This is a genomic window from Ruegeria atlantica, assembly GCF_947495585.1.
In the GTDB taxonomy this organism is placed as follows: Bacteria; Pseudomonadota; Alphaproteobacteria; order Rhodobacterales; family Rhodobacteraceae; genus Ruegeria; species Ruegeria atlantica_G.
Genome location: NZ_CANLZK010000001.1, coordinates 156,392 through 178,010 on the forward strand (window position 1 = coordinate 156,392; position 21,619 = coordinate 178,010).

Genomic DNA, 21,619 nt, shown 5'->3' on the forward strand with positions numbered 1-21,619 from the left:
TTGCGAAGGCCAAGTTTCATGTTTGCAAAAACCGCCGGACAGATTGATTTTGACAAGGTCCTGATCGTCGATGACCATCCATTGTTTTGTGATGCTTTGTCGATGACGCTGCAAAGTGTCACTCGTATCGGTGAAATCCACACCGCAGATCGATTAGAAAACGCGATTGCTCTGATTGCCGGTGGGTTGCGACCAGATGCGGTTATACTGGACCTCAACCTGCCGGATGTGGACGGGCTTGAAGGTTTGGTGCGCGTCAAAGCGGCCACCGATGCACCGGTCATCGTGGTGTCGTCGATTTCAGAGAACCGCGTGATCAGTCAGGTGATCCGTGCGGGTGCCTCAGGCTATGTCCCCAAGCACAGCCAGCGAGACGTGTTTCGTACAGCTTTCGAGACAGTTCATTCCGGGGACGTCTTCGTGCCAGACGGTTTTGCTCTGATTGACGACGATGCGGATACAGAACACAGCGACGCCGCCAATCGGCTTGCCACTTTGACCAATCAGCAATCGCGCATTCTGCAGCTTATCTGTGAGGGTAAGCTGAACAAGCAGATTGCGTTTGATCTGTCCATTGCCGAAACCACGGTCAAGGCGCATGTAACTGCAATCATGCGTAAACTCGGCGTGCAAAGTCGTACGCAGGCCGTGCTGCTTGCCAAGAAGGCCTCTCTTGCCAGCGTCTTGCAAGAATAAGCCCTCGCGCCATATCATATGAAAACGTTGCGCTTCAGGGAGGTGGGCAGGATGAACCAAGCAGTCGGGTGGGCGACAGCTGCCGCCCGTGCGCCAGGTATCGTCAAAACGGGCTTTGTAAATCGCGACACGGATCTGGCGATTGAAAAACTCGCCGGATCCTTGGGCGATGATCTTTTGTCCTTGGTTATTCTGTTCGTGAGCTCCGGCGCGGATGCGGCGGCGGTTATTTCCGAGGCAGTCGATGCTTTTGCACCAACGCCTGTAATCGGATGCACCACAGCGGGCGAGCTTGCTGATTGCGGCTATGGCGAAGATCAGATTGTCGCCATCGGACTACCGTCTTCGCATTTCGAGGTGCGCACCCTGTTGGTGCCCGACCTTGGGAATTTCTCAGCGCAGGACATCATCGACCAGATGATCCGCAACCGTAACGAAATGGCGGCGTCCGCACCGGATTGGAAACACGAGTTTTCCTTTTTGATGATCGACGGGCTGTCGACGAAAGAGGATGCGCTGACGTCGGAACTCGCCGTTGGACTGGGGCCGGTGCCCTTGTTCGGCGGGTCCGCAGGGGACGGAACCCGTTTCGGAGCGACCTATGTGTTGATGGACGGTCAGGCCATGCAGAACGCGGCGATCCTGACGCAGGTTCGCACGCGCTGCCCGATCAAAGTGTTCAAGACGGATCACCTGGTGCCAACGGCGCGGCGTATGGTTGTCACCAAGGCCGATCCGGCAAACCGCATCGTGCAGGAAATCAACGCCGAGCCAGCCGCGCGCGAATATGCCCGTCTACTTGGCAAAGACCCTGAACAGCTGACGACCTTTACCTTTGCAGCCCACCCGCTGGTTGTGCAGATCGGCGGCCAGCATCATGTGCGGGCCATTCAGCGCGTCGCGGGCAATGGTGACCTTGTGTTCTTTTCCGCGATTGATGAGGGGCTGGTGCTGACGCTGGCCGAACCTCGGGACATGGTTTCGCATCTCGAGGAAGAAATCGCTGCGCTGACACAGACCACCCGTCCGGACACGATCCTGGGCTGTGATTGCATCCTGCGCCGGCTGGAGGCACAGGAAAAGCAAAAGATGGGCGAGATTTCGCGGCTGCTTGCTGAGAACCATGTCGTCGGGTTTTCGACCTATGGCGAGCAATTCAACTCGATCCATGTGAACCAGACGCTGACCGGCGTCGCAATTTACCCTCCGGAAGATGGGTAGGCGATGATTGAATCCCTGACCGACCCCAATGATCCGCTTGATCGGCAAAATGAAAAACTGCTGAAAATCGTCGCGGCCCTGATGCGGCGGGTCGAGGAATCCACTGACGCCTCGGGCGCGGCTTACGCTCAGTTTCAACGGGCTGCCATGCTTGAACAAGAAGTGCGGGCGCGTACGGATGACCTTGAACGGGCGTTGGACTTGCTCAACGACTCGAACGCGCGCCTGGCGCAGGCCAATCAGGAAACCGAAGCCGCCCGCGCAAACCTCGCCAATGCGATCGAGGCGGTGCAGGAAGGGTTTGCGCTGTTCAACCGGGATGAAGAAATGGTCCTGTGCAATAGCCGCTTTGGCCTGCATATGCCTGACATCCAAACCAAGCTGACACCGGGGCTGCGGTTCACCGATTATGTCGGGTTGGTCAGCCAGTCCAGGTTCCTGTCCCTACCTGGAGTAGTTTCCCCAAAAGACTGGGTGCAACGGCGCATGGCGCGCCATGCTGAAGATCACGTCGTCTTTAACATCCACCTTAGTGGCAACCGCTGGATGCAGGTGTCGGAACATCGGACGCCGGATGGCGGTACCGTTATTTTGCAGACGGATGTAACCGACATCATGCGGGTCGAGCGGCAGGAAAGGGATCGTATCCTAGATGACCAGGCCCGGCTGATCCGCGCGACACTGGAACATATCGATCAGGGGGTCTGTATCTTTGACAGTAAGCTGCGTTTGGTCGGGTGGAACAACCGCGCTAGCGAACTTCTGGCTATTCCTAATGCGCAATTTCAGATGGGAGCACCGTTCCAGACGTTGTTTCACCGGTTAAGCGCGACCATCAGTTTTGAGGGCGGCGTGAGCGACGCTGACCTGCTGGCCTGGGTCAATCGCTCGACCGAACGTCCGCCGCTGCAATTCCAGATGCACAGCGGTCGTGCCAAGATTTTGTCAGTCTTTGCGCAGGAAATGCCGGATCAGGGATTTGTGATTTCTTTCACTGATGTGACGGAAGACAGAAAATCCGCGCAAGCCCTGGTCGAGGCCAAGGAACTGTTGGAACAGCGCGTTGCATCGCGGACAATGGAGCTTGCGGACGCGCTGAACGAGGCAGAACGCGCGAACGCATCAAAATCGCGCTTTGTCGCGGCGGCCAGCCATGATCTGTTGCAACCTCTGTCGGCTGCAAAACTCTACGTCTCGACATTGGGCAGTGGATTGGACAAGGCCGATGCGCGCGCAGTCGCGGTGAAAGCAGAGAGCGCCCTAAACAGTGTCGAACACATTCTTGAGGCGCTGCTGGATATTTCGAAACTGGATTCCGGGCGGGCATCGGTTCACTTATCCTCAGTGCCGGTCGGTGAGCTTTTTTCCCAGATGGAGGACGCCTTTAGGCCTATGGCGCAAGCCAAGGGGCTTGGGTTGCGATTTGTCGGCACTGATACAGTTGTCAGAAGTGATGCCAGTTACATGCGGCGCATTCTGCAAAACCTGCTGTCAAATGCGATCCGTTACACGGAAATGGGCAGGGTTCTGGTCGGTTTAAGACGAATGGGGAAGACCGTTTCGATCCAGGTTTGGGATACAGGGATTGGGATCGCGCCAGACCAGAGAGACGTTGTTTTTCAAGAGTTTAAACGTATTCATTCAGACGCCAGTGCGGCCGAAGGGATGGGTTTGGGCCTTGCCATTGTGGAACGCGCCTGTGGATTGTTGAAACATCCGATACATTTGCAGTCCGAACTGGGGCGCGGAACCGTTTTTTCAATCACGGTTCCATCAGCAGGCCAGGCACGCGATGCGCTGAATAGTGGTGAGCCGTCGATACAGCCGCGCTCGGACGTGCTGCACAGGACGGTTGCCTTGCTGATTGAAAACGATGACAACCTGCGCGGCGCGCTGTGCATGACGATGGAAAACTGGGGCGTTCAGGTATTGGAAGCGGCCAGCAAAGATGAGGCGGCAAACCTGCTGCACGAGATCGGGATTTTACCGGATGTCATTGTCGCCGATTTTCAACTGGACGGCGGAAAGACCGGTACCGAAGCCATTGCCGAATTGACACGCGAATTCGGGCAACTGCCCGGTTGCATTATTTCCGCTGATCGTTCGACCGAATTGGCAGCCTTTTGCAAGACGGCAGGCTACCTTTTGCTGCACAAGCCGATTGATGCACAAAAGCTAAAATCCGTGTTAGAGGCTTCGGTCAGTTGACAGGTCAGGGCGTTCGTCGCTTACCTACCGTCCGCATCATCTGACGGAAATAGAGCTTTGGTGCCAGACGGTTTACCAGATTGGCGATCTGTGCGATCCGCCCGACTGGGATGTAGTCTTTACGTCGCCGGTAACCTTGCAAGATTACCTGCGCCGCCGCTTCCGGCTCCATGTAGTCGATACCATCCGAGGCTGAGCCGGGACGAACGAACCCAGCGTCTGCGGCCTCCGGTCGCCCGATATTGGTCGCCACAAAGGATGGCGCGGCGATGGAAACGCGAACCCCGTGGGCGGATTCCTCGGCGCGAAGGGACTTAAAGAACCCCTCCATCGCGTGTTTGCTGGCTGCATAGGCGGTTCGATGAATGAGGGGTGCAAAACCTGCAACGGAAGAGATCGCGAGGTGTGTACCCTTGGCTTTCCTGACCGCGTCCAGAAAATCCTGAGCGCAACAAACTGCAGCGAAATAGTTGATTTCGAACAAGTTTCGGTGCGAGCGCATATCGCTGTCCGAAAACGCGGAAATCTGCGAGACACCTGCATTGTAGATCACCAGATCTATGGAGTCTCTTGCCGCAATGATCCGGGTGCAGGTGTCTTTGCATTGATCAGCGTCGGTCAGATCACAGGCATAGGTGCTGACGTCATCCAGATTGGCAAGCGCGTCAAGTTCTTGCCCCGGTAAATCAATCAATGCGGTATGCCAACCGTCGGCCCTTAGCGCGGCGGACAATGCACGGCCCAGCCCTCCGGCTCCTCCCGTAATGACAGCGGTTGGTTTCATTTGGTAGCCTCCCACCAGCGATCGAACGCCTCGGCACTCGTGAATTTGGGGTGATAGCCGAATTCGCCTTTCAGCGCGGCATTGTTCAATACAGGGCGATACAGAAGGAAACGCACTTGCTCTGGGCCATAACGCGACAGGCGCAGCGGGCGGGCAATGGTCAGAGCGGCCCTGACCACCGCCGGAGATAGCCGACGCAACGGTTTGCTCATCTGTGATGCTATCTGTGAGATGGTCAGCGCGCCGTCGCCGGCAACGTTGAAAACACCGGCAGGCCCGTCAGTCGCCGCACGAACCAGGATATCGGCCAGATCTTCATCCCAGATGAACACAAACGGGCTGTCTGATCCTTTCAGCCCCAGCAGACGGGGTTTGTGAAAAAGGGCTGTTATCTGATTTTCAACCTTTGGCCCCAGCACAGTGCCCACGCGCAGAACAACCTGTTCGAGACCGGGCGTGGTTTGTCTGGTTTCGGCCAGCATTTCTTCGACCAGCCGCTTGTGCCAGGAATAGGCAAACTCCTGATTGCCTCGTATCGCATCCGTTTCGCGCAAGGGAACCGGGTTATCGGCATGATACCCATAAGCGGCCCCCGAAGAGGTAACCACCAGACGCTTGACCCCGGCGGCAATCGCCGCACTCAGCACATTTCGAGTACCTTCGACATCAACCTGATATTCATGGTCTCTGGTCGAGCTCGGACCGGGGGTCACGATGGACGCCAGATGAACAATGGTGTCCGGTTCTTCAGCCAGAATGACGTTGAGAGGCGCGTTGCCGGTGACGTCCATTCGTACGAACCGTGCATTTTTCGGCAAGTTGGCGGGTTCTTGAATATCGGTTGCGGTGATCGTGATGTCGGCACGATCGCCCAACCGATGCAGCAGGGCAGTGCCCACCGAGCCCGCAGCTCCGGTGATCAGGATGTGGCGCATTCGGGCACCTCTCGTCTTGCGAAGAAGGCGGCCAGAGCCAACCCCGAGATTGCGTGCCAGATGCCCCAAAGAGCGGCGGCCACCGCCATTCCGCCAAGCCCTCCGAAAAAGGCGAAAATCAGGATGAGGCCAAGGCCCGAGTTCTGAATCCCAGTTTCGATTGTGACAGACCGGCGGTCGCGTTCCGACAGATTAGCGGCCGTCGCGGTCAGATACCCGCCCATAAAAGCCAGCGCGTTATGCAGGATGACGATTCCGATGATCGCGGTCGCAAAATGTTGGAAAATTCCCCAGTTCGCGGCGAGCGCCACCAGGATGAAAGTGATGAAGATCGCCATCGAGAGCCACTGCATCGGGCGGCGGATTTTATCGGCGACGGCTGTGAAGCGCGCATTGACCAGCATGCCAAGGATCAGCGGTAGGATCAGCATGAAGCCGACCGTAATGGCCACTGCGACCGGGTCGATTTCTGTCCTTTGCAGGATTTCTCGTGTTGGGGCGTAAAGATTCCCCCACAACGCAACATTAGCGGGCGTGATGATGATCGCGCCGACGGTTGCGAAAGCTGTCATCGACACCGAAAGCGCCACGTTTCCGCCAGCACGGTGCGTCATGAAATTCGAGATGTTCCCACCCGGGCAGGCCGCTACAAGGATCAGCCCCATCGCGACCGACGGTAGTGGATTGACCACCAGCAGCATCAGAAAGGTGAGTGCGGGTAGAACCAAAAACTGGGATGCCAGGCCAACAAGCAACGGTTTCGGTCCGCGCAGGATCCGGCGAAAGTCATCCATCCTAAGATCCAGCGCGATTGAAAACATCACGACGGCAAGGATGACGTTCAGCAGCTTTAGGTTGCCTGCATCGAAGTTCAGCGCGACATCGTCGATCCCGTTCATGACTGGGCCGCTTTCAACGCCGCGATCTGTCGGGTCACTTCACCGCGGTAGGTCGCTTTGTCGACATAATAGGCCATTCGGGGCAGGTCGATATAGTTCATGCCGCCGGTCGCACGTTCGAATTTTTGGGATTTGGTCGAGTGAATGACCTTTGCGGCAGAGTTTCCGGATCTCAGTCCCGCGATATAGCGCGCCACCATCTCGGCCTGTTCGTGCCGTCCTTGCCACCCTAGGCCCGACGCCTCGATCATACCTAGGACGAACAGGTCATCGCGGGTCGGGTGCATGCAGTTCAGGTACAAGTGCGGGGCGTCGCCCTGCCAGTTCAAGTGTGACTTATCGATGAACGGGTAGTGCAGTTTATATCCGGTCGCGGCCAGAACCATGTCGTATTCAGCACTGGTGCCATCACGGAAATGGACGGTCTTGCCGTCAAATCTTTCAATGTCAGGGCGCACCTTCAAATCGCCATGCCCGGCGTGGAACAGGATCAGCGAGTTGACGACGGGGTGGGACTCGTACAGGGCATAATCTGGCTTGGGAAAGCCATATTTCTGCGGATCACCCACGAACCATTTCAGGATTGCACCGTCGACCTTTCGTTTCAGCCACATGGGCAGTTTGATCTTCCCGCCCATCGTGTCGGCCGGAACACCGAAGACGTATTTGGGTACAAAATAGTACCCCCGGCGCATCGAGATATCGCAGGACTGCCCGTGGTGAATGGCGTCAACCGCGATATCGCAGCCCGAGTTTCCGGCCCCGATGACCAGAACCCGCTTGCCTGTGAATTGCGTCGGATAACGATAGTCCGAGGCGTGGATCAGCTCGCCTGAAAACTCTCCCTCAAACTTCGGTAGGTTGGGTTCGGACAATGTGCCGTTGGCGATCAGGATACCCGCAAAAATCTGGCAGTGCTCAGTGCCTGCCTTGTCACGCCATTTCACCTCCCATCCGCCTGCATCCAGCGGTGTGGTACTCAGGACCTCGGCACCAAAGTGATAGTGCTGGTACAGGTCAAATGCGTTTGCGAAGTCGTGGAAATACGTCTTGAGCTCGCGATGTGATGGATACTCCGCCGTTTCTTCCTGCATAGGGAAGTCGGTGAATTCGGTCATTTTCTTGGACGATATGAGGTGGGCGGTCTCGTACATCGTAGACCGAGGGGCATCGATGTTCCACAGGCCACCCACATCATCAGCCAGTTCAAATCCCTGAAATGGCACTCCCTGCTCGACAAGTGTCTTGGCCATTGCCAGACCCATGGGCCCAGCTCCGATCAGAGCAAAACACTCTTCCGGGCGGGCCTTAACCGTGACCGGCTGGCCCACTCCGACTTGCACCTGTTCCATTCGTTTCTCCTCCTGCGACACTATTTATCTTGAACGATCGTTCGAAATAAGGCAAATTAGTTTTTGAAATGGCACAACACGCTGTAAAAGAAAGAAAAAGGGCGCCTTCGCAGCGATCCATTGCTGCACGAGAACGTATTCTTGACGCTGCGGAACTGGTCTTTGCCGAGCAGGGATTCGACGGTGCCTCGATTCGCGACATCGCCGAACGGGCGCAGGTTCAGAAGGCCAACGTGAACTTTCACGGCGGTCCAAAAGATGAGCTTTTTGAACGCATCGTTGCGCGTCGCGCCAGTGAACTATCGCAAGAGCGCCGTGAAACCATCAGCCGATTGGAGGAGTGCGGCGATTGGGACGCCGCGGACCTGATGTCAGCCTTCATGAGGCCGTTGTTGACCCGCGCATTCAGTAATGATCCCCAATGGCTGGCCTATGCGCGAATTGTGGCGATAGTTTCCGCTGATGCGCGTTGGCATACGCTGGCGAAAACCCATTTTGATCCCGTCGCCTCGCTGGTCGTCCAAAAGCTGTGCACAAAATACCCCGAGGCCGACCCGGCGAACGTCGCCGGGGCGCTGGTTTTTTCGGTGTCGTCCATGCTGGCGTTGTGCACGTCGGAATGGCGGATCAGGGCACTTTCCGGCCCTGACCAAAAACGCGACGCCGAGGGTGCAATCCGGAACCTGTTGCAGTTCTGTCATGCTGGGCTCACCGGTGTTTTGGATCCGTCCGGGTAATCCAGCGACCATCAAACAGCTTCGCCCCAACCCGCTCAACTTGAAGTTACGCATAGGACCATATCAAATGGTCCCGTGCGTTATTATCTAGTGATTAACAAAGATTAACGATTTGGAGCGTGGGGTGACATGACAGAGAAAAGGGACCGCCTGACTGCAGAGGAGGCGAGGGGTCTGCGGACGGCCAAAGAGCTTGAGGCGCATCTAGCGTGGTTGGACACGTTCACGCCCGCCGCTTTGGGTGTTTTGGCCATAGCCTCAGGTATTTACACTTACCTGGGCGTTTCATCATTGCTGGAAGACAATGGCGCGGTGACCTTCTTCGCAGCGGTCGCCTATTCGATCGCAGTGTCCGTCGGCATCTTTGTGTTCTGGAGCTATATGCTGCGCTTACTGCCGTCGATGCGCACGGCCAGTGGTTTCATAGGCCTGACGGTCTCGACGATCGTTGGATCCGTTGCAATCATCGCGATGTCCAGCTGGCTTAACGCTGCTGCCCTGGCCGGCGCGGCTGCGGTCGAACAGCACCTTGAAAACACGGTGCGTGACTACCAGGCTGCACTTGAGCAGGCGCACGACATTGCACTCAGCGGTCAGGCGCTGGGGCGCGAGGTCGAACGCGCGCGTCAAAGCTTCGAAGAACTGGCCGAGCTGGAGCAATCCGGTGATCTTTCGGGCACGGCGGGCCGTGGGGCAGTGTTTCGCGTGCTGACCCAAAAGGCCGAAGAGCTGCGTAATCTGGAAGAGCAGATCGCCAATCAACAGCCGCTGATCGAAGATGCGTTCCAGCAGGGCAACGAAATCCTCGCCCGAATGCGTGAGCTTACCGTTGCCCCGGGGCCGGTTGATCGCCGGTCGGTTCAGTTTTCCGAAGAAAGCGTCAAGCTGGCCGGCGTGATTTCGCGTCTGAACCAATACAACGTGGCGCCGCTTGTTGCGCGCGCTGCCGGGGATTTGCCGTCGTCGGTCGTGCTGCCCGAACTTGATGGGCGCAGTTCCGAGGTGCGCGATGCCCAGTCATCGACCATCAACTCGGTCCTGAACGCACTTGATCAGCGTGGCAAAACCCTTCGGACCGCTGCTGAAGAGGTTCTGGAGATCGAGCCGCCAATTGAGACGGCCTATAATCCCATTTCCAGTGCAGATGCGGTGATCAAGTATGCGCACAACTTTGTGCCGTCCTGGGCCGGAGCCATCGCAATCGACCTGCTGCCCGCCGTTCTTGTGTTCGTGCTGGCGATCACCCAAGCCGCTATCCGAAGCGGGAAGGACGGTATGAGCATTGAGGATACGCTAACGCTGTCTGACCTGCGCGCGGCCATGAATGCGATGAAAGATGTCGAGGCAACGATGGGCGTCGCAGATGCCGCAATTCTTGATCGCGCCACGCCGAAAAAAGACGAAACATGATGGGCTTCCTGTCCCGAATTGATGTGCGCAGGGGGCTGCGATACGTGCTGTTGGTCCAGCTGGTGATCGCAGGTATTCTGATCCTGTCGGATGTGGCCGACGTTGTCTCCAACCCGTTCACGCCAAGGGTTGAATTGCCGACAGGCCCCATCTCACCTGGGGATCAGCGGCGCGAGTACCGCACCGACCGCACCGATCCGTCGCTGTTGCCGCAGGACCAACCGCTGGATGTGCCGGTGCCTCAGAGCTTTCCCACGCGGTTGGAATTTACTGAAAAGCAAACCGGTGATCTGGGTCGGGTTCTTCTGGTGAGCGGTCAGATCGAAACAGGTGATGCTGATCGGTTCGATACTTATTTGTCCGAGATGCAAGAACAACCCGACCTGATCGCGCTGCACAGCCCGGGCGGCCAAGTGTCCGAAGCTTTGTTGATCGGCGCGCAGATACGCGAGGCCGGGTTGTCATCGGCCGTACTGCCCGGCGCGGTCTGCATGTCCGCCTGTCCATATATTCTGGCAGGTGGGGTCGCGCGTATCGTGTCACTGCAAGGCATTGTCGGACTTCATCAGCATTATTATGACCAACCGCGCCTGATCCCCGTGGTCTTTGCCGTTGAAAGCATCCAGAAAGGGCAGGGCGAGACGATGCAGCATCTGATCGACATGGGTGTCGATCCTGCATTGATGTTGTATTCTCTGAACACGCCGCCGGATCAGATCTATGCCCTTGTAGAAGATGAGCTGACAAGCACCGGTATTGCAACGCGAATTCTGGAATAGCAAAAAGGACCCGACGCGAGGGTCCTTCTTATCAATCCTGCAAGACGGAGATGAGCGCCTCGGCCAGCGGCAACGAGGAATATCCGTGCCGGGAGGGTGTCAGACCCAGCCGCACAACGACCATGTCCTGGGATGGAAACACGCCGATAAACTGCCCGTCATGCCCCTGAAGCCAGACGGCATCTTCATAGGGTGGTAACCCACCCGGAGAATCCAGCCACAGATGACCTTTGGCGTACATTCCGTCAGATGCGGCAACCGGCTCAAACATCCAGTCCGTAAAACCCTCGGGCAGGATTTGTTGGTCGTTCCATTCGCCTTTCTGCAATAGCAGTTGCCCAAAACGCGCCCAGTCGCGCGCAGTGGCATACATATAGCTGGACCCGACAAACGTGTCTGCCGCGTCGGTCTCGAGTACGACGGATGTCATGCCCAATGGTTCGAACAGCGCCTCTTGTGGATAGGTCAGACTGCCATCGGTCAGTTTGTCCTGCCAGACGCGCGACAGGGCCGTAGTTGTCCCCGAAGAGTAGTTGAAATCCGCCCCAATCTCACTTTCCGCTGGGCGGCCCGAGACAAAATCTGCCATGTCATCATTAAGATACAGCATCTTGGTCACGTCCGAGACGTCGCCATATTTCTCATTCCATTGCAGGCCACTGGACATGGCCAGCATGTCCTTAAGGGTGATGTTTTTGCGTCCGTCCTGTGTCCAGTCCGGATAACTGTCGGTCAGCGTATCCTCCAGCGACATCTGGCCGGATTTGATCAGGGTACCGATCAGGCCCGCAGTAACTGTCTTGGTCATCGACCACCCAAGCAAAGGCGTGTTTTCATCAAACCCCTCCGCATAGGTCTCGCCAACGATACGCCCATCCCGCACGACAACCACGGCGCGGTACCCTTCGCCCAGAAGGGTGCCATCCGCCAGGACACGCGCGATTTCAGGATCTTGTGACAGTTGAACTTCGTTACCGACGGGCCAGATTCCAGTGGGCAAGGGTTCAATCGCGGTCAGGGTCGCGTCGCTGAGCGTCGCGTCATGAACATTGGTGCAGCCAAGCCCCTCGCGATATTGCGAGGTCGCGGGGGCAAAGAACCGGAAAATCCGTGCCGTCACGGTTTGGGCTTCGGCGTCCACGTCGATCGAGATCTGCTTAAGCAGTGGATGCCCCGGGGCCTGAACATCGACGGTCAGAACTTCTTCCGGGTCGCGCCCGGCAATGAAGACGTTGGAACAGACGATCTTGGCCGAATAGTTCGTCCCAACCTTTAAGAGGTCAGGCGGGGCGATCAGCAGATAGCCCATAACTGCGACGACACCCAGAATAATCGTGCCTGTGACGATTTTCAGCGCTTTGATGATCAATCGATTATTGAACCGGTCGTACCGGCCCCCTCCCGTTTGTCTCCGGATTTTGTCCGAGTTAAGAGCGTATCGTCTTTGGTTGCCACCATTCCGTAGCGTTCGTTCTGCCCAATTTCGACTGTGGACCCGCCTTTCCGTTTCACTTGACCAAAGCCTTGGGGTCGTCCTTGATGGTGACAAGCCTCGTGGGTCACGCCGGTAACTGAACCGGCAATTCCGATATCCTGGGCGCGATCAGGGAAGGTTCGCTTGAATGAGCCCTGTTTGGATTGACGCAAATGAAACGATTACATGTCTGAAATCGAGATCTGGCTGGAAAAAAACGGCCTGTCAAAATACGCTGAGGCCTTCGCCCGTCATGAAATAGTGGTGGGTGATCTGCCTGAGCTGACAGAAGACGATCTTGTCGCAATTGGACTGCCGCTTGGGCCAAGGCGACGGTTTGCAAAAGCCTTGCGCGAACAATCCGGGGCTGGCGTTCCGTCACTACATTCGACCCTCAGCCCGACAATCGTTGCCGAACGGCGGCAGTTGACTGTCATGTTCATCGACCTCGTCGGGTCCACCGAGATCGCGCAGCGCTTGGACCCTGAGGATCTGGCCGAGGTTCTGCGCCTGTTCAAGGAAACCTGCGCGGCGGCTGTGGCTGCGTATGACGGCCATATCGCAAGTTATTACGGCGATGGCATCATGGTCTTTTTTGGCTTTCCGCATGCGCATGAGGATGACCCCGAACGCGCGATACGTGCGGGGCTGAGGATCATTCAGGAAATGCCGGAAGTTCGGACCCACGCAAAGCTCGAAGTGCGGATAGGGATCGCGACAGGGTTGGTCGTTGTCGGTGACCTGCGCGGTGAAAACATGTTCGAAGACGGCACCGCCATGGGCGAAACGCCAAACCTGGCAGCGCGCCTTCAGGCTATGGCCGATCCGGGCACTCTGATCGTCGCTCCGACCACGCACCAACTGGCAGGCGACGCGTTCGAGTATGTTTTGCGCGGTGCGTTCAAACTCAAAGGCTTCGCGAAAGAGGTTGAGGCCTGGCAGGTCACCGGAACACGAGAGACGATCAGCCGGTTCATGACGACGGACAGTACCGCGTTGCGCCCGTTGATTGGACGCGACCCGGAGTTTGACATTCTGCGCAGCAAATTGGCGCTGGCCCGGGCAGGCCAGGGGCAGGTCGCATTGGTATCCGGCGAAGCAGGTATCGGTAAATCCCGCTTGATCGAAGAGCTGCGTTTGGGTGTTGCCAAGGCAGAAGCGTTGCAAGTGCGGTTTCAGTGTTCACCATATCATGAGACAAGTGCGCTCTACCCTGTAATCCGTCAGATTGAAAACGCTGCGGACCTGCGTGCTGATGATACAGGGAGTGTCCGGCTCAGGAAAATTGCCAAACATCTGGAAGATCCGCCTGACCACAGCGTGAAGCTGGCAGCGGCGCTTTTGTCTGTTCCATTCGAAGACCAACTTGGTTCGCTGGATCTGACGCCACAGCAAGTCATGGATCAGACCTTGGACATGTTAGCCGATCAGCTTATTGCACGGGCCGCGCGAAAGCCCATACTGTGCCTCATTGAAGACGCGCATTGGATTGATCCGACGACGAAAACCTTGCTTGACCGGATCGTGGACAGAATTCAGGACGCACCGGTTCTGATCGTCATGACGTACCGGACGGCTTTTGATCCGGATTGGGCCGCCAAGCCCAACGTCACTCATGTCCCTCTCCGGCAGTTGGATTTCGCGCAGGTCCGCGAGATTGTTCATCAGGTGGCTGGGGATAAGCCGATCTCGCCTGAAATGTTCGGCGTGATCGCGGGGCGGACGAACGGTATTCCCCTCTATGTTGAAGAGGTGACAAAAGATTTGCTGGAATCTGGTCAATTGGGCGATCGGTCAGATGCACTTGGGTTGGATGGCGCGCCCGGTCCTGCACCTTTGGTCCCCAGCACGTTACAGGATGCGTTGATGGCGCGATTGGACCGTTTAAGTTCGGCGAAGGAAGTCGCACAAATCGGTTCCGTGATCGGTCCGCATTTCACCTATCAATTGATCTCCGGCGTGTCCGGGTTTGGTGATAAGGCGTTGCGCGCGGGTCTGGATCTGCTGGTCGACGCGGGCATTGTCACCGTGACGCAGAAAAAGGCAGAAGAGACATTTGCCTACCGTCACGCTCTTATTCGTGACACGGCTTATAACAGCCTCCTGAAAAGCGAACGCCGCGGGTTGCATGCGCGCGTAGCAGAGGCCTTGCATCACAGAACGCATAGTCACGCAGATGCAGGCCCCGAAGTTCTGGCGCACCACTACACCATGGCGAAAATGCCCCGCGAGGCCATCGAACAGTGGCACCTTGCAGGTCAACGCGCAGCCGAGCGCTCTGCGAATGTCGAAGCGGTGACCCAGCTGGGACATGCGATACAGCAGTTGCACGAATTGGAAAGCACCGTTGAACGTGACCGCAAAGAAGTCGAGATACAAGTGCTTCGCGCGGGCGTGACCCGTTCGACGGCTGGCATTGCCGCCGACGAAACGGGCGCTGTCTATGCCCGAATTCGAAAGCTGTGCAACCGCTTGGACGAGACCGAGAACCTGTTTCCTGTTCTCAATGGCCTTTATTCGTTCCATCTGGTGCGGGCCGAATATGATTTGGCAAAGGACGCAGCGCGGCAAATCCTCGATCTGGCAGGTCAGTCTGACGAGGCGCATCATGTCATGATTGCCCATCGCGCGATGGGGGCGGTCTTGCTGCATATCGGTGATCTGGACGCGGCGCATGAACATCTACAGTTGGCGATGGACCTCTATCAACCCGATCTGCATGGACGGCTTGCTTATGTCTACGGATCCGACCACGCAGCGATAACATCTTGTTTTTTAAGCATGGCGCTGTGGTTGAAAGGCGATCCTGACCGAGCCGTTGATATCCAGCGAAGGGCCGTCGATGCCGCCAAGGACCTAAAGCATGCCCACAGTATCGCCCAGGCGCTGACCTATCTTTGCATGTTGCATACTTTGCGTCGTGAACCGGATCATGTTTTGAAGGCCGCTCAACAGCTTGAAGACGTGTCCGAGAAGCACTCATTTACCTTCATGACAGTTACTGCCAATCTGTGGCGCAGTTGGGCGACTGCTTATGATGTGCCGACTTTAAACAACATCAGCGCGGTACGTCAGGCGGCCGAGGCCTGGTGGGACAGCGGTGCGGGGAACTACAAACCGTTCCTTTTGACTTTAATCGCCGAGCTGATTTTGAAAGCCGGTGATCCCGAGGGTGCCCAGCAGGTATTGTTCGAGGCACGCAAGCACCAGAAACTAACCAACGAAGGCTGGGCTCAGGTGGAAACGGACCGGGTTCAGGCGCGTTTACTGCAGCAGCAAGAGGCCGCGAAGTAGCGGTCGCTCCAATCAGAACCCGCTGACGCGTTCAACCAACCAGTACATCGACACGCAGCCGATGGCATATCCTGTGACGGGTACGGCGACTACGCCAGCCCTTTGGGAAATTGCGGGCAGCGTAAGGCGCCACACCAAGATCAGGGCCGACAGAACGGCAATAAACAAAAGTTGACCGGCCTCAACCCCGATGTTGAAGGCCAGCAGTGCGGCGAAGATATCCTCGGTTGGAACTCCGATATCGGCCAGCGCGCCGGCAAATCCCAGCCCGTGCAACAGACCGAAGCAAAAGCAGACGATCCAGGGATATTGTTCGGACAGGCGCAGCTCACCGTCTTTTCGGTTGAGGATTTCCAGAGCGAGGAACACGATCGACAAGGCGATCACGGCTTCGACCGGTGGGCCGGGCACGTTCAACACGCCCAGCGTGGCAAGCGCCAGCGTAATGGAATGCGCGACGGTAAAGGCGGTAACCGCCCCGACCAACCGCCATGGGTCGCGCACCAGCACAAATAGTGCAAAAACAAACAGAAGGTGATCCCAACCTTCCAGAATATGCTCGAACCCAAGGCGGAAGTAGCTGCTCAGAACCGACCAGGTCGTTGGCTGTTCTGGAATGATCAAAGCAGGCGTCTCGGGTGTGAACCGCAAAGTGGATGGTTCCGACGAAATAGGTTGGATGCGCAGCAGAACGTCGTTTCGTTGTTGCTCCAGCCCTTCAATGGTGATGGTGTGACCGGCGATATCGTCCTCGCATTCGACCACCCAGGTCGCAATCCACGCGGTGCCATCAGACTGTGGTTCTACGCCTCGGCGTTGGGCACACTGAGCGGGCAAAACGGCATCGATATCCATGGGGCGGCCATTCACATCTGGCTTGCGCCATAGCACTTGCCAGGTGTTGCTCGCCAATTGCCGCAGGTCCAAATAGCCGGGGTCAAGCGCATGTGCATGTCCCGCTTGTGCGGCGAACATCAGCCAGCCCGAGAATAACAGGCAAAAGAGCCGCTTCATTCGACCGCCTTGTCCATGTCGGGTGTTTCGACCCGGTAATTCGACGCCAGGCTTTCATATTGCGCCTGCGCTAGGTCCGACCCGGCTTCGCGGCGCCATTCCAGCAAAACGGTATCGCGGATATCTTCCAGCTTTGGCAATATGGGGTCTTGTTTGTCCGTAACACGAACCACGTGGATGCCATATGCGGATCGGACTGGGCCGGACCAGTTGCCTGGCTCCAACGAATTCAGAGCCGCCGAAAAGCCAGTGCCGAAGTTTGCGTCCACCACTCGTACTACTGTTAGAGGCATGGACTTTGGAAGCAAAGTTGTCGATCCGATGCTGCTCCAGTCCTGCTGAGTGTTTGCAGCCTCGATCGCGCTTTCGATGGCATCCAGATCAGCGTTCTCGTTCAAGTAGATCTGATCAAAAGCGATCTGTGCCGGTTTGGTGAACCGTTCCGGGTTTTCGTTCAGAAAGGTCTGCAACACTTCGGGCTCGGGCTCGATCGAAGCGGCAATTGCGTCAGTTAGAAAATCCATCTTCTGCGCCAGGCGTGCGCGGATGACCTGATCACCCTGATCCAGACCCAGCTTGCGTGCTTCGCGCACAAGAACTTCTTCGCGGATCGCCCCGTCAATCAGGGCCTGTAACTCGTCTTCCGTCGGTGGGCGGTTCCAGCTGTTTTGGAAACGTGTTTTCAGTAAGGCGACATCGTTACCATCGACTGTGATCGTGTCGGTTTCTTCAACGATGTCCTGTTGCGGAGAAACCCATGCAAACCAGCCGAAAATGGCAACCCCGATTAAAATGAAATGGAATAAAGGCTGTTTTAGAATTTGCATGCGGGTTCTCAATGTCGTGTCGCAAAATTGCCGGGCGGGGTTGACCGCCCGGCAATGTCTTTAGTGTATTGTTCGGTTATTCGCTAGGTGTGTACCAGATTGGCGATGAATACGCGCGCTCTTGATGGATCAGCTGCGCCTCTTCCGGCAATTCAATACCGAACCGGACCTTGTCGTACAGGACCCAACGGGGTGTGGGAATTTCAAGCGCCCGGACATAGTAGAAGGCCCGCGCATTTGGATCAAAGTCTGGATCGGCCCAAACCGACACAAGCTCGGCGGTGCCAATCGTGTTACTCCAGCTGGCGGTTTCGATATCGACGGTGTTGCCGACAGCCGGGACTTTGCCGTTTTCATCAGCAGCCCGGTCATCCGACCATGCAACGTCGTAGACTTTCTCGTGCAACTCACCTTCGCCATCGAGCCACCCTTTTACGACCTGTACCCGGTCCAGATTGGCCCCAACCGGATCGCGTAGCGCCGCAATCAGGAATGAAGGCGCTCCATCGCCTTCGTTAGGGCGTAAGTCCGAGCCCATCGGAACGCCTTTGGTGTAGCCAACGTCCGCAAGGAACCGGGTCTCAAGATCTGCTTCGTCAAATTCCCATCCACCAAAGAACCGCAGACCGATCCGAGGACCAGTCGTGGCATAGGTTTCACGCCGTTTGAAAGCATCAAAGATCGCGGAACGCGTGTTCTCGGTGGCCCAGACGGCAGTGTAACCAGATGCGACAAGAAGGTCGCCGGGGATTTCGCCAAGATCATTGGCGATGAAGGGGTGCTGGATTCTTGTGGCCGACGGTTCAACGCTGACGGATTTTCCGAAAAAGTTGTCCTCTTCAGCTGTTGCCAGCGATGTGTGGCTGTCTGTTGCCCCACCCATTCCGAACTTATAAGGGTTCACCCCGAATTTTTCTTCCAGCATCAGGCCACGTTTCAAGGCTTCTCTGGCATATTCACCGGCCAGCATGTCCTTCGTTTTCAGCTCGGTAATGTCGAGGTTGCCGACGTCCCAGTTTTCATAGTCCGCAAATTCGTCTTCCGGGCTTAGGAAGGGGTGTGCTTCTCCGTCGCCTTTGATTTGGGTGACCTCATAATGCGGCTCCCACTTGGCGCGGTTCTGCACATATTCTTCGTCTACCTTGCCGCCGTGGTAAGTATCCTCTGTGGGGAACATCCAGCCATTTGACAGGTTGCCGTTATGTGCAAAAGCAACCGCGCGACCACCGGTTTTACCCTGATATTCTTCAAGCCACGCATAAAGCGCCTTGGGATCGGTGTCGCCGTAAGGAGGCTGAGTCACAGGTGGCACGACCTGCAGTGCACGAATTGGACCGTCGCGCAGCATGACGTTGCGGTGCAGGTTGAACCCCTTGGGAACGGACGTCCATTCAAACCCAATAAAGGCGGTGAAATTGCCGGGGTCGTTGTGCCGTTCCGCTGCCATAACGATGTTTTCCCATGTAAATGCGAATGCGTCCGCGCCTGGGCTGTATGACTCAAGTAGGATTTCCGGCAGGGTCATTTGAGAGAAATTTGTAATAATGTCGAAGGCCGCTTTCCCGGCTTCTTCACCGCCTGCTTTGTATCCCTCGTACCACTCCAAGCCTTTTGGGTCACCAATAACGCCAGGTTTACCGGCCTGTAGGTCCGGGGCGAAACCCATCAAATCAGTATGATCCGTCAGCACCATCCAATCCAGGGGCCGCGCCAGCCTGACGGCCTGACCGGTTGACGAAATAACTTGTTCCCCCTTTGCGAACCGCCATGCCTCATCAGGAAGCAAGGTGTTTCCGAATGCGCCCGCATCCAGCGACAAACCGGTGTGCAGGTGTGTGTCACCCCAGAGTGGCCGTTCAGGAAATGATCGGTTGGCGTAAGGCGAATATGGGCGGTCGGCAAAGGTGCCCTCGGCAGCCTCTTTGCTGGGGACCGCGTCTGCCCATACAAGTGATGGTAATGTCAGCAAAGAGATCAAACAGGTTGTAAGTCGAAGCATTGAAACCTCCCCAGGTCGTCGCGCAAATCGAATATCGTAAATTCAGTATATTCATTTCTTATAATGTATTGAGCGGGTTTTGGTACTGATTTTTCTACCCTGGGACCAGCCTCCAGCGCAGGCTGGTGCCCCGCGTGGCGGTACCCACGCTCAGAGTACCTCACTGCCATCGACCGTTTCGCGCGGCCGCCACTTGCGTGCCCGCCCTTAATATACACAGCATACACAGCGCGCACGTTGGCGCCGAAAAGGTTGTACACGCCGGATGGGTGAGTTTGCTCAGCTCGTAGAGAACGGTGACCTGCGCGTCGATCAGGCATTTCCAGCAAATCCGTTGACTTAGAATGCTGGGTGCGAGGCGCCAGTGGACGCAGCGCTGGATTCCGATATCCAAAGCGGCAAGGATTTTCGTACTGCAACATCATCGCAGCGGTGCAAAATGCGGATTGCCAAAAATGGTAGGGCTGTATTCGTCGCGACCAGCACCAGTTTGAGGTTGCTGACTGGTGCCCATCAGGGGCAGATTGATTTCCAGAACAAAGGGACGGACCAGCCAATGACACAACAATCCAAGGGCATGGCTGTCTTTTTGACCGGCAGTCTGATGCGGCATGTGACCCGAATGTCGCTGACCACCAGCATTGGCCTTATGGCGATCTTTGCCGTGGATTTTGTGGACATGGTGTTCATCTCGATGCTGGGCAATGACGCCTTGGCCGCAGCGGTCGGCTATGCGGGCACGCTTTTGTTTTTCACCAACTCAATCAATGTGGGACTGTCGATTGCCGCCGGCGCCCTTGTCGCCCGCGAGTTGGGGGGCGGGCGGCCCGAAAAAGCCCGCCAATTCGGGACCAGCGTTGCCCTTCTTGGGATTCTGATTGGGTTGATTGTGTCTGCTATCGTCATGATCAATATAAAGTTTTTTCTGTCCTTGCTGGGCGCGCAGGGCGAAGTTCTGCAACTGGCCGCACGGTATGTCAGCATCATTCTGCCAACCATGTGGGTTATGGCAGTGGCAATGACGGGTATGGCCGTGCTGCGTGCGCATGGCGATGCGCGCCGGTCCATGCAGGCTACGATTTACGGTGGGCTGGCAAACGCAATTTTGGATCCGATCCTGATCTTTGCTGTTGGTCTTGGCCTGGATGGAGCGGCGATTGCCTCGGTCATTGCGCGTATCTGTATGCTGATAGCAGCGGTCCGGCCCGCCGTGCGCGTGCACCGTGGATTTGCGCGACCGTCGCTGAGGCACTTGAGGGAAGACCTCCAGCCGGTGCGGGCGATTGCGATACCGGCGGTTCTGACCAATGTCGCCACGCCGGTCGGCAACGCCATCGTGATCCGTGAGGTTGCGCAGTTTGGCACCGATGCCGTGGCAGGCATGGCCGTAATAGGACGGCTGATGCCTGTTGCCTTTTCCGTCGTGTTTGCACTGTCCGGGGCCATAGGCCCGATCGTGGGGCAGAACTTTGGGGCAGGGCAATATGGTCGGGTGAAGGGTGCATTCCTGGCAGGCGTAAAATTCACCGCCGTCTATGTGGTTCTGATGGCGGCGGTGCTGTTCGTCCTGCGTGCCCCCATCGCCGACTTGTTTCAGGCCCAAGGCGAGACGCGGGCGCTGATCTATCTGTTCTGCGGGCCGTTGGCCCTGGCGTCGTTCTTCAACGGTGTGATCTTTGTTGCGAATGCAAGCTTCAACAACCTTGGCTATCCCATTTATTCCACGTGGGTAAACTGGGGGAGACATACGCTGGGCACGTGGCCCTTTGCGGTCGCCGGGGCCTATTTGGCTGGCGCTCCAGGTGTGTTGTTGGGGCAGGCGCTGGGCGGTGTGATATTTGCTGCAATCTGCTGGGTAATGGTGCGCGGCGTTGTCTCGGGCCTGACTGCGCCAACAGAGATCGACCCATTTGCCGGGCAAAGCCGGCTGCAATCCCTGTTTGGGCGCAGGGGGTGGTGAACTGTCCCGGGCGCTGGAACACCAATGATT

16 protein-coding genes are annotated in these 21,619 nt (G+C 56.9%); 8 read left to right on the forward strand and 8 right to left on the reverse strand.

What is annotated here, in order from left to right:
* The first annotated feature begins 18 nt into the window (after positions 1 to 18).
* From QMP16_RS00760 to QMP16_RS00770, 3 genes are read left to right on the forward strand one after another with little or no spacing between them, the layout of a single operon-like run.
* Positions 19 to 696 (forward strand): response regulator, encoded by a 678-nt coding sequence (locus tag QMP16_RS00760; RefSeq protein ID WP_282150869.1) that lies wholly within the window; start codon positions 19 to 21, stop codon positions 694 to 696.
* A 51-nt stretch (positions 697 to 747) separates the two neighbouring features.
* Positions 748 to 1,917 (forward strand): FIST N-terminal domain-containing protein, encoded by a 1,170-nt coding sequence (locus QMP16_RS00765; protein WP_282150870.1) that lies wholly within the window; start codon positions 748 to 750, stop codon positions 1,915 to 1,917.
* 3 nt (positions 1,918 to 1,920) lie between these two features.
* Positions 1,921 to 4,125, forward strand: a complete 2,205-nt coding sequence (locus tag QMP16_RS00770; RefSeq protein ID WP_282150871.1) for a hybrid sensor histidine kinase/response regulator — start codon at positions 1,921 to 1,923, stop codon at positions 4,123 to 4,125.
* A 4-nt stretch (positions 4,126 to 4,129) separates the two neighbouring features.
* Here the strand turns inward: QMP16_RS00770 and QMP16_RS00775 are convergent, their stop codons facing one another.
* From QMP16_RS00775 to QMP16_RS00790, 4 genes are read right to left on the reverse strand one after another with little or no spacing between them, the layout of a single operon-like run.
* Positions 4,130 to 4,909 carry an SDR family NAD(P)-dependent oxidoreductase gene (locus QMP16_RS00775; RefSeq protein ID WP_282150872.1) on the reverse strand — a complete coding sequence of 260 codons (780 nt, stop codon included), beginning with the start codon at positions 4,907 to 4,909 and terminating at the stop codon, positions 4,130 to 4,132.
* Positions 4,906 to 5,844 carry an SDR family oxidoreductase gene (locus tag QMP16_RS00780; protein ID WP_282150873.1) on the reverse strand — a complete coding sequence of 313 codons (939 nt, stop codon included), beginning with the start codon at positions 5,842 to 5,844 and terminating at the stop codon, positions 4,906 to 4,908. The genes QMP16_RS00775 and QMP16_RS00780 overlap by 4 nt, the downstream gene beginning before the upstream one ends.
* Positions 5,829 to 6,743, reverse strand: a complete 915-nt coding sequence (locus QMP16_RS00785; RefSeq protein ID WP_282150874.1) for a bile acid:sodium symporter family protein — start codon at positions 6,741 to 6,743, stop codon at positions 5,829 to 5,831. The genes QMP16_RS00780 and QMP16_RS00785 overlap by 16 nt, the downstream gene beginning before the upstream one ends.
* Positions 6,740 to 8,095, reverse strand: coding sequence for a flavin-containing monooxygenase (locus tag QMP16_RS00790; protein WP_282150875.1), 1,356 nt, complete (start codon positions 8,093 to 8,095; stop codon positions 6,740 to 6,742). Before QMP16_RS00790 ends, QMP16_RS00785 begins: the two co-directional genes overlap by 4 nt.
* Positions 8,096 to 8,163: 68 nt before the next feature.
* Between QMP16_RS00790 and QMP16_RS00795 the strand changes: the two genes are divergently transcribed.
* From QMP16_RS00795 to QMP16_RS00805, 3 genes are all read left to right on the forward strand, one after another.
* Entirely contained in the window at positions 8,164 to 8,832 is a 669-nt protein-coding gene (locus QMP16_RS00795; protein ID WP_282150876.1) for a TetR/AcrR family transcriptional regulator, read from the forward strand.
* Positions 8,833 to 8,961: 129 nt separating this feature from the next.
* A complete protein-coding gene (locus tag QMP16_RS00800) occupies positions 8,962 to 10,242 on the forward strand; it encodes a hypothetical protein (RefSeq protein ID WP_058274775.1) in 1,281 nt (426 codons plus the stop codon).
* A complete protein-coding gene (locus QMP16_RS00805) occupies positions 10,239 to 11,021 on the forward strand; it encodes a hypothetical protein (RefSeq protein ID WP_282150877.1) in 783 nt (260 codons plus the stop codon). Before QMP16_RS00800 ends, QMP16_RS00805 begins: the two co-directional genes overlap by 4 nt.
* A 31-nt stretch (positions 11,022 to 11,052) precedes the next feature.
* Here the strand turns inward: QMP16_RS00805 and QMP16_RS00810 are convergent, their stop codons facing one another.
* Complete coding sequence (locus QMP16_RS00810) at positions 11,053 to 12,390, reverse strand: serine hydrolase domain-containing protein (protein ID WP_282150878.1); 1,338 nt, start codon at positions 12,388 to 12,390, stop codon at positions 11,053 to 11,055.
* Positions 12,391 to 12,681: 291 nt separating this feature from the next.
* Between QMP16_RS00810 and QMP16_RS00815 the strand changes: the two genes are divergently transcribed.
* Positions 12,682 to 15,789 carry an ATP-binding protein gene (locus tag QMP16_RS00815; protein WP_282150879.1) on the forward strand — a complete coding sequence of 1,036 codons (3,108 nt, stop codon included), beginning with the start codon at positions 12,682 to 12,684 and terminating at the stop codon, positions 15,787 to 15,789.
* A gap of 12 nt (positions 15,790 to 15,801) precedes the next feature.
* On the opposite strand, the gene QMP16_RS00820 is transcribed toward QMP16_RS00815, so the two are convergent.
* The 3 genes from QMP16_RS00820 to QMP16_RS00830 form a co-directional block, all read right to left on the reverse strand.
* The gene (locus tag QMP16_RS00820) at positions 15,802 to 16,803 is read right to left on the reverse strand and encodes a HupE/UreJ family protein (protein ID WP_282150880.1); all 1,002 of its coding nucleotides are present in this window, start codon (positions 16,801 to 16,803) and stop codon (positions 15,802 to 15,804) included.
* On the reverse strand, positions 16,800 to 17,630 hold the full coding sequence (locus tag QMP16_RS00825; protein WP_282150881.1) for a peptidylprolyl isomerase: 831 nt from the start codon (positions 17,628 to 17,630) through the stop codon (positions 16,800 to 16,802). Before QMP16_RS00825 ends, QMP16_RS00820 begins: the two co-directional genes overlap by 4 nt.
* A 76-nt stretch (positions 17,631 to 17,706) precedes the next feature.
* Positions 17,707 to 19,629 (reverse strand): DUF3604 domain-containing protein, encoded by a 1,923-nt coding sequence (locus tag QMP16_RS00830; RefSeq protein WP_282150882.1) that lies wholly within the window; start codon positions 19,627 to 19,629, stop codon positions 17,707 to 17,709.
* A gap of 556 nt (positions 19,630 to 20,185) precedes the next feature.
* On the opposite strand from QMP16_RS00830, the gene QMP16_RS00835 reads away from it, so the two are divergent.
* Positions 20,186 to 21,589 carry an MATE family efflux transporter gene (locus QMP16_RS00835; protein WP_282150883.1) on the forward strand — a complete coding sequence of 468 codons (1,404 nt, stop codon included), beginning with the start codon at positions 20,186 to 20,188 and terminating at the stop codon, positions 21,587 to 21,589.
* The last annotated feature ends 30 nt before the right edge of the window (positions 21,590 to 21,619 follow it).